This window comes from Gelatiniphilus marinus (assembly GCF_042684345.1).
GTDB lineage: Bacteria > Bacteroidota > Bacteroidia > Flavobacteriales > Flavobacteriaceae > Gelatiniphilus > Gelatiniphilus marinus.
This window is the reverse complement of sequence record NZ_JBHULK010000001.1, coordinates 471,375-483,590: the sequence shown is the minus strand read 5'-3', so window position 1 is coordinate 483,590 and position 12,216 is coordinate 471,375. Positions and strand designations below refer to the sequence as shown.

The window sequence follows — 12,216 nt, the reverse complement described above, 5'->3', positions numbered from 1 at the left end:
GTTTAAGTTTTTAGTAATATCATTAAACATTTTATATCTTTGGATAACAAATAATAGCAATGATACTGGATACAACACACAACAACAAAGAGCACAAACAACTACTAATAGACCTTGTAGGAAAAACTATTGGTTTTTTTGAAGCTTATAAAATGAGAGGGATAAGCTCTAAACCTATTACAATTAATGAAGTTAGTCCAAGCCTACACTCATACATAAATCAAATATCCGATTCAAACTTTGCAAACATTGAATTACGCTCTAAAGGCATTATAATTTACATTAACAAAGGCTTAAAAAATATAACATGGGCAATTCCATACTACCAGTTAGTCATTTTGTACAAAACTAATGGAGTAAGTATTCATGCCCAAGGAAAATTTATTCATTTTAAAAACAATAAAACTTTTAAAGAAAATAAAAGCTTTTTCAATAAAATGCTAGACGAAAAAATTAAATACGACCAACAACACAAATTAAAATTACCATGACTTTATCTATTGAAGATATTCACAGAATTATAGAAATGGCATGGGAAGACCGTACAACTTTTGAGGCTATTAACCATCAATTTGGTTTAAAAGAACAAGAAGTTATTGAGCTTATGAGAACTGAAATGAAACCAAGTAGTTTCAAATTATGGAGAAAACGGGTTCAAGGACGAAAAACCAAACATGAAAAATTAAGAGGTTTTGAAAAAGGCCGATTTAAATGCAGCCAACAAAAACAAATATCGAACAACAGAATTTCCAAAAGATAAAAACCTAAAATTATGGACTTAATTAACAGAGCACTAGAGTTTGAACAGCGCAAAATGAGATCGTTATCTACAAGCGACCGCGTAAAAATATCAAGAGAAGCCAAAGCATTAATCTTAGATTTAAACCAGATTTATAAAGTAAAAAAAGACGAAAAAATAATGGACATCATGAAACGATTAACAGCCATTAAACGAAAGGTTGAAAAACGTTTAAAAGGTTCTCCGCTTACGGTTTGAATAGTATTAAAAAAAACTTAACAACAAACCGTTTTGGCTACTAAATATTAAAATTTATATAATATTTCTCCATAAAAATAAGAAATGCCGCAGATTTTATTATATTGTCGGATTGTGAAATTTTAAGCACTAATTCCACAAACATATAATCAAAGATTTAAGATAAAACATTATGGAAATTATTGATAAAGCTTTAGAATTCGAACAGCGCAAGCACACTTTTAAAACAACCAGCGAGCGTATAGAATCGTCTAGAGAAGTTAAAGATTTAATATTAAGTTTAAACACCATTTACAAAGAGAACAAAGATCCGGAAATTATGGATTTAATGAAACGCCTAACGGTTATTAAACAAAAAATTGAAAAAAGGCTAAAGGGCAGGCCGTAAAACAAAAAAATGCCCTGAAAACCATTATGAAAACAATTATAATTATAGGTGGTAGCAAGGGCATAGGACATGCTATAACAAACACACTCGTAAATTCCAACAAAGTCGTAAATGTTAGCAGAAACGCACCAAGCTTAAAACACGCCAACTTAACGCACCACAGTTGCGACATTACCCAAGATAGCTTACCCGATATTAAAACCGCAGATGCTTTAATTTACTGCCCGGGCAGCATCAACCTAAAACCCATTTCGCGTTTAAGTTTAGAAGATTTTAAAAACGATTTCGAGATTAATATTATAGGTGCAGTTAAATCCATCCAGCAATATTTACCCGTTTTAAAAAAAGGAAACAAACCCGCAATTTTGCTTTTTAGCACTGTTGCAGCCAAATTGGGCATGCCTTTTCATGCCAGCATAGCAACCTCAAAATCTGGAGTAGAAGGTTTGGTTAAATCTTTAGGTGCAGAACTTGCGCCGACTATTCGTGTAAACGCCATTGCTCCCACGGTTACTAATACCCAATTGGCCTCAAAACTTTTAAGGAATGAAAAAATGGTTGAGAATATTACAGAAAGACATCCTCTAAAAAAGTTTTTAAATCCTGAAGAAGTTGCAGATATGGCTGCATTTTTAATATCAGACAAAGCCGCTTCAATGTCTGGGCAAATTTTTGAAATGGACTGTGGCATTGTTAGTTTTAAAATATAACTATGAATCCGCTAAAAATTTTTATTGCTACTTTATTTTCAAAAGAAAACAAAGCTAAGAAAATAGATATCGATTCTATTTATGAAATAGAGATAAATACACTTGATGGCAAACCTTTAAAGCTTTCAGAGTTTAAAAACAAATTTATACTTTTTGTTAATGTAGCATCAAAATGTGGTTTTACACCACAATACAAAGCCCTGCAACAGTTGCACGAAACCTACAAAAACAAACTGCAAATTATTGGCGTGCCCTGTAACCAGTTCGGAAAACAAGAACCCGGTAATGCCAACACCATAAAATCGTTTTGCGAAAAAAATTACGGCGTTTCATTTTTAATAACCGAAAAAATAGATGTTAAAGGAAAAAACCAACATCAACTTTACACCTGGCTTACCCAAAAAGCAAACAACAAACGGTATAATTCTGCTGTAAAATGGAATTTTCAAAAATATTTAATTGATGCCAATGGGCGTTTGGTAGATTACTACTTTTCAACAACCAGCCCCTTAAGCAAAAAAATAACCAATCATTTAAAATAAAAGCTATGTTCGGATTATTTAAAAAGAAAACCGAAGTTGAAAAGCTTCAAGAAAAATACGAAAAACTCATGAAAGAATGGCACTCACTTTCTACTGTAAACCGCTCAGAAAGCGATAAAAAATACGAAGAAGCCGATGCCATTGCCAAACAAATTGAAAGATTAAAGAATGAAGCTACTTAAATACTTTTTCGTTTTTTTAATCATCAATTTTGGTGCATTGGCCATTGGTAGCTGGCTTATGGATAATGGCCCGCAAACAAACTGGTACGTTAACTTAAACAAAGCCCCATGGACTCCACCAGGTTGGGTTTTTGGTGCAGCTTGGACCACCATAATGCTTTGCTTTTCAATTTATATGGCACTTTTGTATAAAATTACACCGCATACAAAATTGAAGATATTATTCTTAATTCAGTTTGTACTTAACGTTAGTTGGAATTTCCTCTTTTTTAATCAACATTTAGTTTTGCTTGGTTTAATTTGTATAATTTTACTTACCATTATAATAGCCAAATTGTTGATAGATTATAAAAACAAACTTAAATATAAATCGCTTTTAATACTCCCCTATTTTTTATGGTTATGCATTGCAACATCATTAAATGCTTACATATTAATTTATAACTAAACTGATGAAAATTTACAGACTCCACAAAAAACAAAACCTACCAATTACCATAGATGAAGCTTGGGATTTTTTATCGAACCCAAAAAACTTAAAAACCATAACACCAGACTATATGGGGTTTAATATACTATCTGGTGCAGACAGACCTATGTTTGCGGGCCAAATAATACAGTATATTGTTACACCGGTTTTGGGTATAAAAACCAAATGGGTTACAGAAATTACACATGTTATTCATAAACATTATTTTGTTGACGAACAGCGTTTTGGCCCCTATGCACTATGGCATCATAAACATTTTATAAAAGAAATTGATGGCGGCGTAGAAATGGAAGATATTATAGATTACAAAGTACCTTTCGGGATCCTTGGGCAATTAGTTCATCCTATTTTAGTAAAACCAAAATTAGAGGAAATATTTAATTACAGAACAAAAAAATTAGAAGAACTATTCGGCACATATCATAAGTAAAAACTACATTTTTAGAGATTCCGATGCATCGGAAAAAAAGCATAAAATGAAACAACCCATTAACATATTCTGGTTTCGTCGCGATTTAAGACTCGAAGACAACCACGCATTATTTGAAGCTTTAAAAGGAAAACACAAGGTACTACCCCTATTTATTTTCGATTCTGAAATATTGGAAAAACTACCAAAATTAGATGCTCGGGTTACTTTTATTCACCACACGCTTCAAAACATAAACACAAAACTCAACAATAAATATAAAAGTGGTATCGCGCTATTTTACGGCAAACCCATATATATTTATAAACAATTAATTAAAGATTATAATATTGAAACGGTTTACACCAACCATGATTACGAACCCTATGCCAAAACCCGAGACAAGGAGATTAAAACATTTTTAAACGAAAACAATATCGATTTAAAAACATACAAAGACCAGGTTATTTTTGAAAAAGATGATGTTGTAAAAAGCGATGGCACACCCTATCTGGTTTACACACCGTATATGAAACGTTGGAAAGAAACATTTAAAAATATCGAATTCAAATCTTTTGATTCAGAGGCTTTGTTGGATAATTTAGTTTCAAAAGAAACATATCCAAATTTAAGTTTATTAGATATGGGTTTTCAAGAATCAAATCAACAAATAAAACCCTACCAAGTTACCCCAAAATTGATACAAACCTACGAGGCTACGCGAAATTTTCCAGCAAAAGATAGCACCTCACAATTGGGGCCTCATTTGCGTTTTGGTACGGTAAGCATCCGTAACATGGTAAAAAAAGCCATGGCTGAAACCAACGCTGTTTTTTTGCAAGAATTAATATGGCGCGAGTTTTTTATGCAAATCCTTTGGCATTTTCCGCAAACCCAAACCCAAAGCTTTAAACCCAAATACGACCGCATTGTTTGGCGTAACAACGAAGCCGAATTTAAAGCGTGGTGCCAAGGAAAAACAGGCTACCCTTTAGTTGATGCTGGCATGCGACAATTAAACAAAACAGGGTTTATGCACAACCGTGTGCGCATGTTGGTTGGTAGTTTTTTATGCAAACACCTACTAATCGATTGGCGCTGGGGCGAAGCCTATTTTGCAGAAAAACTGCACGATTACGACATGGCAAGCAACATTGGCAATTGGCAATGGGTTGCGGGCTGTGGCGTTGATGCAGCACCGTATTTTAGAATTTTTAACCCCACAACACAAATTCAAAAATTTGATAAAAATCTAGAATATATTAAAACATGGGTTCCAGATTTTCAAGAACTCACCTACCCACAACCTATTGTAGAGCATAAAATGGCGCGAGAACGTTGTTTAGAGGTTTATAAAAGCGCCTTGAGTTAAGCTTTAAATACACTTGACTTTGTTAGAGAAAATGATAACTTCGCTTACCGTCGGATATAAAACACTCCTAATGAGCGAAGTCGAAGTATTAAAACGACGCATATCTGCGAGCCAGTAAACGAACCTCTACAAAAAACAAAACAACTTTCTACTCAAAAAAAATTAAGTTGCAAACCAGCCCGCGTTGGGGATTGCAGTGAAAATCCTTTTTGTGAGGCATGAGCAAAAAGATTACAACGTAAAGCCCGACCTCCCGAATCTTCGAGAGTGTAACGCCCAAAATAACAGCTTTAAAAAACATAACATTTTATTAAGATTGGTGTGTTTAAAATTTTGGTACATTTATAACGCAACTTAAAACAAACTAAATTATGAATACACAAGACGTAGCAAATAAGTGGGCACAAATGTGTCGCGAAGGTAAAAACATGGAATGCATTGAAGAGCTATATGCCGACCATGTTGTTAGTAAAGAAATGCCCGGTGTCCCTTACGGAGAAATTGTTTCTGGCAAACAAAACGTTTGGGATAAAAGCAAACAATGGCTTGATAATGTGCAGGAATTTCATAGTGGCACTATATCTGATCCTGTAGTTGCTGGCAATCATTTTACAAGTAAAATGGAATTTGATGTTACCTTTAAAGACCGTGGCAGACAACAAATGGAAGAAGTTTGCGTATTTGAAGTTAACGATGGTAAAATTGTTAACGAACAGTTTTTTTACAGCATGTAGCAAAATTAAAAAAACTAAATTTCTTAAAAAAACAGAAAAGCTTCAGCCAACGCCATGAAGCTTTTTTATTTACTCTATATCGATAAAACGCGCTATAATTATATGACAAAATCACAAAATATATTTACAAAAAACTATACTTTTGCAGCAGAATTTATAATTTCTACAACACAACTTTAAGCTTTATGACCGATTTACAAATTGCAAAAACCATAGCTCTTAAGCACATTTCCGATATTGCTGAACAATTTGGCATAAACCCCGAAAACATAGATATGTACGGCAAGCATAAAGCTAAATTGCCACTACAAGCTATAAATAAGGAAAAGGCAAAAAAAAGCAATTTAATATTGGTTTCCGCAATTTCGCCAACACCTGCCGGCGAAGGCAAAACAACAATTTCCATTGGTTTATCTGAAGGTTTAAATAAACTTAACAAAAAAACCACGGTGGTTTTAAGAGAGCCTTCATTGGGCCCTATTTTTGGTATAAAAGGAGGTGCCACCGGTGGCGGATATTCGCAGGTATTACCCATGGAAGACATAAACCTTCATTTTACTGGCGATTTTTCAGCTATTGAAAAAGCGCACAACTTACTCTCGGCCATTATTGACAACAACATTCAAAGCAAAACAAACTCATTATCAATAGACCCCAGGACCATTGGCTGGAAACGCGTTATAGACATGAACGATCGTGCCCTAAGACATATAATTGTTGGTTTGGGTGGTACATCTTCCGGTATTCCCAGAGAAACCGGATTTGATATTACCGCGGCATCAGAAATTATGGCCATCCTCTGTTTGGCCGAAAATTTAACCGATCTAAAAAAACGATTAGGTAACATTTTTATAGGATATACTTATAAAAAAGAACCCGTTTACGCCAAAGATTTAAAGGCCGAAGGTGCTATGGCCGCCCTATTAAAAGATGCCATAAAACCTAATTTAGTACAAACAATTGAGGGGAATCCTGCTATTATCCACGGCGGACCTTTTGCTAATATTGCCCAAGGTACCAACTCCGTAATCGCTACGTTGATGGGTATGTCGCATTCAGATTATACGGTAACCGAAGCTGGTTTTGGCTTTGATTTGGGTGCCGAAAAATTCTTCGATATTAAATGTCAAAGTGCCAATCTTAAACCTAAAGCCGTAGTGCTAACCACTACCATTCGCGCATTAAAATACCATGGAGGTGCCGATTTAAAATCGCTTACAGCACCAAATATTGAGGCACTTAAAAACGGCTTGCCAAATCTAGAAAAACATCTTGAGAACATATCTAAATTTAACGTTGCTCCCGTAATTGCAATTAATAGATTTACATCAGACAGTGATGCCGAAATACAGCTAATAAAAGATTTTGCAACATCCAAAAATATTAAAGTAGCTTTGGCCGATGTTTGGGCAAAAGGAGGCGAAGGAGCCTTAGAATTAGCACAATGTGTTATTGATATAGTTGAAGCTGAAACCTCAAACTTTAAACCTTTGTATGATTGGGAGTCTAGTGTTACCGATAAAATTGAAACTATTGCTACCCAAATTTATGGTGCAGAGTATGTAGATTATACCACTAAAGCAAAAGCACATTTAAAGAAAATATCAAACTTAGGCCTAAACCATTTGCCCATTTGTGTGGCAAAAACCCAAAAATCGCTATCCGATAACCCTAAGCTATTGGGACGCCCCAAAGATTTTATTATTACCGTAAGAGAAATTGAAATCGCTGCCGGTGCTGGTTTTTTAATACCCATTACCGGAGATATAATGCGTATGCCCGGGTTGCCAGCCCATCCCGCCTCTGAAAATATAGATATTAGCGACGATGGTGAAATTACAGGCTTGTTTTAAATTATAACTAATGGCCACCAAACAAACTTAAAACCAACCTTAAATAAAAAATGCCCTAACGCAACATGGCAAAACTTAAATACGTAGAACTACGTATTTCTAAAACAAGTTAAATTCACTATATTTAATTGTAAGTTAAATTTTTGATAAACATTTTTATGAAAAATCACATTTTTGTTATTTTAATAATGCTCTCGTTCAATTTTTACGGACAAGAAAAAATATGCTCTAATTTTAAAACTGGTAAATTCCAATATGCAGACTTAAAATATAAAGACTGGAAAATATCAAGAAACGACTCTATACAAATAGAATTAAATACCAAAACAAGACTTAAACTATATAATTCAATTGTTTGGAAATCAGATTGCGAATTTGTGCTAACCTGTTACAAGGCTTTAAACACCAACGTTCCGGAAGACTTTGTTGGAAAAATTTTTCATATTGAAATCACAGAAACCTTTAATAATGGCTATTATTGCATAGCAAAAAACAAGGACATAGATGATATGCACCTAAAAATATTAAAAGTAAAATAAACAACCTTAGCACTATTTTATCGTTAACCGTTGTGCGTATTATTAATCCATACTAAATAAAAAAAAAAACACATAACTATTAACACCTATTTTTCAAAAAAAAGGTTACATCAACCTACAAAGAACAGCCAAACCCAACTTTAAAACACTTTAGCATTTAAAAAGCATAAAAAAAACCCAAGATAAAAATCTTGGGTTTTTTGTTTGTAGCGAGAGGGGGGCACGATCCCCCGACCTCCGGGTTATGAATCCGACGCTCTAACCAACTGAGCTACCTCGCCATAATTCCATAATTTAAGGCTGCAAATATAAAAACAAAATTGTAGCCTGCAAACTTTTAATCGTGCAAAATATTATTAAATTTTGTTATTAAACTAATCAATTAATGTATATATTGAGCATCATAAATTTTAAAGCACTTATGGACGATAAAATTAAATTTGAAATTGAATTTCCAATACACGCATCACCTCAGTTGTTATACCAATACATATCTACACCTTCTGGGTTATCAGAATGGTTTTCAGACAATGTTAACTCCAGAGGCGAATTGTTTACATTTATTTGGGACGATAGCGAAGAGCAGGCCAAACTATTAAGCAAAAAAAGCGGCGAGCGCGTAAAATTTAGATGGTTAAACGATGATGAAGAAGGCGCCTCTTGCTATTTTGAAATTAGAATTCAGGTCGATGAGATTACCAAAGACGTATCGCTTATGGTAACCGATTTTGCTGATGAAGACGAAATTGATGAAGCCAAAATGCTGTGGGAAAATCAAATTTCAGATTTAAAGCACGTATTAGGTTCTGTGTAACCAGATAATATATAAAACCGTTATATTTGCCCACTTTAAATTCAACTAAAAGTGGGATTTTTTTATGATTAATTTTAACCAACAAATCTTAGATCCAGATTCTAAACTATCTGTACATAGCCGGGGCTTTAATTACGGAGATGCCCTTTTTGAAACCCTAAAAGCATCGCAGGGCAAATTGCTTTTTTGGGAAGACCATTATTTTAGGCTAATGGCATCAATGCGCATAATGCGTATGGAAATACCTATGGAATTTACCATGGAATTTCTTGAAGAACAAATTAAAAAAACACTTGAGGCAAATAAACTACAACAATCATCGGCCCGTGTTAAGCTAATGGTGCAAAGAAAACAAGGTGGCCTGTACTTGCCAGATACAAATACGGTAGATTTTATAATAAGCGCACAAGCCTTAAAAGACGATTTTTATCTTTTAAAAGACGCATTTTACGAAGTCGATCTGTTTAAAGATTACTACATTTCTCCAACACTGCTCTCTACGCTTAAAACCAACAACAAAGCCATCAATGTGGTAGGCAGCATTTTTGCCAAAGAAAACAACCTGCACAACTGCTTGCTTTTAAACACCAACAAACAAGTAATAGAAGCTCTTAACGGCAATGTTTTTGTAGTTAAGGATAATGTAATAAAAACACCGCCTATTGCCGATGGTTGCCTAAAAGGAATTATGAGAAAACAACTTATGGATATTATAAAAAAGGTGCCCGAATATAAATTTTTAGAAGCTTCGGTGTCGCCTTTTGAACTTCAAAAAGCAGACGAGGTTTTTATAACCAATGTTATAGTTGGTATTCAGCCCATAATAAAATACAGAAAAAAAACATTTAGCACAAACGTATCTAAAATGCTAATGCAAAAACTGAATGTAAAGATTAGATTGGGTTAATAAATTCCTATTGTAAAACAGAAATCACATAAATAAATTTCAGCTTTTTAAAAGGTTAATTTAAAGCATTTAAATATAGCTGACTAAGGGTTTTGAAATTGATTTGTTTTAATATTAACATCAATTGTAACTAGGGTTTTCTGGTGCATTGGACCAAATGCTGTACTCGCCACCAAACTCCAGCATTTTTTCTTTCCAAAAACTGTGGTAATCTTTTTCTATAATATGCGCTTTATACACATTACTTGTAACCACCCAAGAATGGGCTTTTAGCTCGTCGTCCAATTGGTTTATCCCCCAACCGGAGTAGCCAAGAAAAAACCTAATATCACTCTCTTTTATGGAGTGGTTTGCAATAAGTTCGGCAACTTTACTAAAGTCGCCTCCCCAATAAATACCCAAAGAAATCTCTATACTGTCTGGAATTAGATCTGGCACCTTATGTATAAAATAAAGATTGTCCTGCTCTACCGGACCGCCGTTATAAACTTTAAAATTAACCCCAATACCTGGTATTAAATCGCTTATTGTGTATTCCAAAGGCTTATTAAGTATAAAACCTATAGAGCCTTCTTGCGAATGGTCTGCCAATAAAACTATAGAGCGGTTAAAAGAAACATCGCCAATTATAGCGGGCTCTGCGATTAACAAATCACCTTTTTTGGGTTTAGTTGTAATCATATTGTCTGGAAATTTATTAATAAATCTAATATTTATTTATTAAAAATGCAACTTTAAGATGCAATCAACAAAAAATGCCTTCAGTTTTTGAAGGCATTTAAAGAATTATAATATGGGATAATATTAGTTTACCGCATTTGATAAATCAGATCCTGCCTTAAACTTCACCACGTTTTTAGCTTTGATTTTGATTGTTTCACCAGTTTGAGGATTTCTTCCTTCTCTTGCAGCTCTTTTAGAAACCGACCAAGATCCGAATCCTACCAAAGATACTCTATTGCCTTTTTGCAAAGCACCTTCAATTTCAATAATAGCACACTCTAAAGCTTTTTTTGCAGCAGCTTTAGTTATTCCTGCGTGTTCTGCCATAGCATCGATTAAATCTGTTTTGTTCATAATATAAAATTTAATTATTAATAAATTGGTTAAACATTTGTTGTTAAATACTCTACAAATTTATACGGATTATACTACCATACAAGTAATGCTAAGGTAAATACCTGCTTTTGTTAATAACTTATTGCTTTTGTTAATAAAGCTTATGCGTTTTGTCGGTTTTTTTTAAAAATCGAGTGAGAATAAGGCTTTAGAGCACTTTGGCTTCATTACAAAATGCATACCCATTTAAAAGCGATTTGGCATCCATACTACGCTTACCAGGTAGCTTAATTTCGTTTAATACAACGTATCCGTTTGCAACAGCAACTTTTACTTCGTTTTTAGTGGTAACCACAGTACCAATTTGCAAATTATGGGCTGTATTTTCTTTTGCTGCTTTGTAAATTTTAATATCTAATGCCTTTTCGCCATTTAATAATGTGCACCATGCTGCTGGATAGGGGCTCAACCCGCGTATTTGGTTATAAATATTATCCAACGTATCGTGCCAATTAATTTTACAATTATCCTTGTTAAGCTTGTGCGCTGTTTTTATAGCGTGGGTATCCACTTGGGGAATTGTTTTCACATTACCTTTTTCAATTAAAGCAACGGTTTTTAAAACCAATGCGCTGCCAACAACCATCAATTTGTCGTGTAAGCTTCCAGCATTTTCCTCGGGGTCTATGGCCACGTCCTCTTGAAGAATCATTTCGCCCGTATCAATTTTCTCATCAATAAAAAACGTTGAAACGCCGGTTTTGGTTTCGCCGTTTATAATAGCCCAATTAATAGGTGCGGCACCGCGGTAATTTGGTAACAACGAAGCGTGCAAATTAAAGGTGCCGTATTCCGGCATTTGCCAAACCACTTGGGGCAGCATCCTAAAAGCCACCACAATTTGGAGGTTGGCTTTTAAAGCCTTTAGCTCATTTAAAAAATCCTCGCTTTTTAAATTTGTGGGCTGCAAAATGTTTAAGCCCACAGATTTTGCATATTGTTTTACCGCACTTTCGTTCAATTTTCGTCCGCGGCCGGCAGGTTTGTCGGGTGCCGTAATAACGCCCACAATGGTATAGTTGTTTTCTACCAATGTTTTTAAGGTCGCCACTGCAAAATCTGGCGTTCCCATAAAAACAATTCTTAAGTTTTTCATTTTCATTTTCATTTATATTTAAAATTTGGGCGTTCCCCTGCGCTTCGAGTACCTCAGCGATTGT

General features: G+C 34.4%; 18 protein-coding genes and 1 tRNA gene. 15 read left to right on the top strand and 4 right to left on the bottom strand.

Annotated elements, in window-relative coordinates:
- Positions 1 to 59 precede the first annotated feature (59 nt).
- The 13 genes from ACFSQS_RS02100 (at position 60) to ACFSQS_RS02040 (ending at position 8,216) form a co-directional block, all read left to right on the top strand.
- Positions 60 to 491 (top strand): hypothetical protein, encoded by a 432-nt coding sequence (locus ACFSQS_RS02100; protein WP_388013340.1) that lies wholly within the window; start codon positions 60 to 62, stop codon positions 489 to 491.
- Positions 488 to 760: a TIGR03643 family protein gene (locus ACFSQS_RS02095; protein ID WP_388013338.1), complete on the top strand. Its 273-nt coding sequence runs from the start codon at positions 488 to 490 to the stop codon at positions 758 to 760. Before ACFSQS_RS02100 ends, ACFSQS_RS02095 begins: the two co-directional genes overlap by 4 nt.
- Positions 761 to 772: 12 nt before the next feature.
- Complete coding sequence (locus ACFSQS_RS02090; RefSeq protein WP_388013335.1) at positions 773 to 997, top strand: hypothetical protein; 225 nt, start codon at positions 773 to 775, stop codon at positions 995 to 997.
- Between the two features lie 172 nt (positions 998 to 1,169).
- Positions 1,170 to 1,385 (top strand): hypothetical protein, encoded by a 216-nt coding sequence (locus tag ACFSQS_RS02085; protein WP_388013332.1) that lies wholly within the window; start codon positions 1,170 to 1,172, stop codon positions 1,383 to 1,385.
- Positions 1,386 to 1,411: 26 nt separating this feature from the next.
- Positions 1,412 to 2,095 (top strand): SDR family NAD(P)-dependent oxidoreductase, encoded by a 684-nt coding sequence (locus ACFSQS_RS02080; protein ID WP_388013329.1) that lies wholly within the window; start codon positions 1,412 to 1,414, stop codon positions 2,093 to 2,095.
- Positions 2,096 to 2,097: 2 nt separating this feature from the next.
- Complete coding sequence (locus tag ACFSQS_RS02075) at positions 2,098 to 2,637, top strand: glutathione peroxidase (RefSeq protein ID WP_388013326.1); 540 nt, start codon at positions 2,098 to 2,100, stop codon at positions 2,635 to 2,637.
- A gap of 5 nt (positions 2,638 to 2,642) precedes the next feature.
- Positions 2,643 to 2,819, top strand: coding sequence for a Lacal_2735 family protein (locus ACFSQS_RS02070; RefSeq protein ID WP_388013323.1), 177 nt, complete (start codon positions 2,643 to 2,645; stop codon positions 2,817 to 2,819).
- Entirely contained in the window at positions 2,806 to 3,267 is a 462-nt protein-coding gene (locus ACFSQS_RS02065; protein ID WP_388013320.1) for a TspO/MBR family protein, read from the top strand. Before ACFSQS_RS02070 ends, ACFSQS_RS02065 begins: the two co-directional genes overlap by 14 nt.
- 4 nt (positions 3,268 to 3,271) lie before the next feature.
- On the top strand, positions 3,272 to 3,739 hold the full coding sequence (locus ACFSQS_RS02060; RefSeq protein ID WP_388013317.1) for an SRPBCC family protein: 468 nt from the start codon (positions 3,272 to 3,274) through the stop codon (positions 3,737 to 3,739).
- Between the two features lie 46 nt (positions 3,740 to 3,785).
- A complete protein-coding gene (locus ACFSQS_RS02055) occupies positions 3,786 to 5,090 on the top strand; it encodes a cryptochrome/photolyase family protein (protein WP_388013315.1) in 1,305 nt (434 codons plus the stop codon).
- 371 nt (positions 5,091 to 5,461) lie between these two features.
- Positions 5,462 to 5,824 carry a SnoaL-like domain-containing protein gene (locus ACFSQS_RS02050; RefSeq protein WP_388013313.1) on the top strand — a complete coding sequence of 121 codons (363 nt, stop codon included), beginning with the start codon at positions 5,462 to 5,464 and terminating at the stop codon, positions 5,822 to 5,824.
- Positions 5,825 to 6,009: 185 nt separating this feature from the next.
- A complete protein-coding gene (locus ACFSQS_RS02045; protein ID WP_388013311.1) occupies positions 6,010 to 7,677 on the top strand; it encodes a formate--tetrahydrofolate ligase in 1,668 nt (555 codons plus the stop codon).
- 158 nt (positions 7,678 to 7,835) lie between these two features.
- Entirely contained in the window at positions 7,836 to 8,216 is a 381-nt protein-coding gene (locus ACFSQS_RS02040; protein WP_388013308.1) for a hypothetical protein, read from the top strand.
- A 207-nt stretch (positions 8,217 to 8,423) separates the two neighbouring features.
- Here ACFSQS_RS02040 and ACFSQS_RS02035 read toward each other — a convergent pair.
- Positions 8,424 to 8,497: transfer RNA gene (locus tag ACFSQS_RS02035), tRNA-Met, on the bottom strand.
- A gap of 140 nt (positions 8,498 to 8,637) precedes the next feature.
- On the opposite strand from ACFSQS_RS02035, the gene ACFSQS_RS02030 reads away from it, so the two are divergent.
- Positions 8,638 to 9,030 (top strand): START-like domain-containing protein, encoded by a 393-nt coding sequence (locus tag ACFSQS_RS02030; protein ID WP_388013305.1) that lies wholly within the window; start codon positions 8,638 to 8,640, stop codon positions 9,028 to 9,030.
- Between the two features lie 64 nt (positions 9,031 to 9,094).
- Positions 9,095 to 9,937, top strand: coding sequence for an aminotransferase class IV (locus ACFSQS_RS02025; RefSeq protein WP_388013302.1), 843 nt, complete (start codon positions 9,095 to 9,097; stop codon positions 9,935 to 9,937).
- A gap of 120 nt (positions 9,938 to 10,057) precedes the next feature.
- Here ACFSQS_RS02025 and ACFSQS_RS02020 read toward each other — a convergent pair whose 3' ends face one another.
- From ACFSQS_RS02020 to fmt, 3 genes are all read right to left on the bottom strand, one after another.
- Positions 10,058 to 10,618, bottom strand: a complete 561-nt coding sequence (locus ACFSQS_RS02020) for a YqgE/AlgH family protein (protein WP_388013299.1) — start codon at positions 10,616 to 10,618, stop codon at positions 10,058 to 10,060.
- 123 nt (positions 10,619 to 10,741) lie between these two features.
- Complete coding sequence (locus ACFSQS_RS02015; protein WP_290268080.1) at positions 10,742 to 11,014, bottom strand: HU family DNA-binding protein; 273 nt, start codon at positions 11,012 to 11,014, stop codon at positions 10,742 to 10,744.
- Positions 11,015 to 11,204: 190 nt separating this feature from the next.
- Positions 11,205 to 12,152, bottom strand: coding sequence for a methionyl-tRNA formyltransferase (fmt, locus tag ACFSQS_RS02010; RefSeq protein WP_388013295.1), 948 nt, complete (start codon positions 12,150 to 12,152; stop codon positions 11,205 to 11,207).
- Positions 12,153 to 12,216: the final 64 nt, after the last annotated feature.

Excerpts from the sequence above, each read along its gene's own strand:
- ACFSQS_RS02100 (WP_388013340.1), top strand. The coding sequence starts at position 60 with ATGATACTGGATACAACACACAACAACAAAGAGCACAAACAACTACTA.
- ACFSQS_RS02095 (WP_388013338.1), top strand. The coding sequence starts at position 488 with ATGACTTTATCTATTGAAGATATTCACAGAATTATAGAAATGGCATGG.
- ACFSQS_RS02090 (WP_388013335.1), top strand. The coding sequence starts at position 773 with ATGGACTTAATTAACAGAGCACTAGAGTTTGAACAGCGCAAAATGAGA.
- ACFSQS_RS02085 (WP_388013332.1), top strand. The coding sequence starts at position 1,170 with ATGGAAATTATTGATAAAGCTTTAGAATTCGAACAGCGCAAGCACACT.
- ACFSQS_RS02080 (WP_388013329.1), top strand. The coding sequence starts at position 1,412 with ATGAAAACAATTATAATTATAGGTGGTAGCAAGGGCATAGGACATGCT.
- ACFSQS_RS02075 (WP_388013326.1), top strand. The coding sequence starts at position 2,098 with ATGAATCCGCTAAAAATTTTTATTGCTACTTTATTTTCAAAAGAAAAC.
- ACFSQS_RS02070 (WP_388013323.1), top strand. The coding sequence starts at position 2,643 with ATGTTCGGATTATTTAAAAAGAAAACCGAAGTTGAAAAGCTTCAAGAA.
- ACFSQS_RS02065 (WP_388013320.1), top strand. The coding sequence starts at position 2,806 with ATGAAGCTACTTAAATACTTTTTCGTTTTTTTAATCATCAATTTTGGT.
- ACFSQS_RS02060 (WP_388013317.1), top strand. The coding sequence starts at position 3,272 with ATGAAAATTTACAGACTCCACAAAAAACAAAACCTACCAATTACCATA.
- ACFSQS_RS02055 (WP_388013315.1), top strand. The coding sequence starts at position 3,786 with ATGAAACAACCCATTAACATATTCTGGTTTCGTCGCGATTTAAGACTC.
- ACFSQS_RS02050 (WP_388013313.1), top strand. The coding sequence starts at position 5,462 with ATGAATACACAAGACGTAGCAAATAAGTGGGCACAAATGTGTCGCGAA.
- ACFSQS_RS02045 (WP_388013311.1), top strand. The coding sequence starts at position 6,010 with ATGACCGATTTACAAATTGCAAAAACCATAGCTCTTAAGCACATTTCC.
- ACFSQS_RS02040 (WP_388013308.1), top strand. The coding sequence starts at position 7,836 with ATGAAAAATCACATTTTTGTTATTTTAATAATGCTCTCGTTCAATTTT.
- ACFSQS_RS02030 (WP_388013305.1), top strand. The coding sequence starts at position 8,638 with ATGGACGATAAAATTAAATTTGAAATTGAATTTCCAATACACGCATCA.
- ACFSQS_RS02025 (WP_388013302.1), top strand. The coding sequence starts at position 9,095 with ATGATTAATTTTAACCAACAAATCTTAGATCCAGATTCTAAACTATCT.
- ACFSQS_RS02020 (WP_388013299.1), bottom strand. The coding sequence starts at position 10,618 with ATGATTACAACTAAACCCAAAAAAGGTGATTTGTTAATCGCAGAGCCC.
- ACFSQS_RS02015 (WP_290268080.1), bottom strand. The coding sequence starts at position 11,014 with ATGAACAAAACAGATTTAATCGATGCTATGGCAGAACACGCAGGAATA.
- fmt (WP_388013295.1), bottom strand. The coding sequence starts at position 12,152 with ATGAAAAACTTAAGAATTGTTTTTATGGGAACGCCAGATTTTGCAGTG.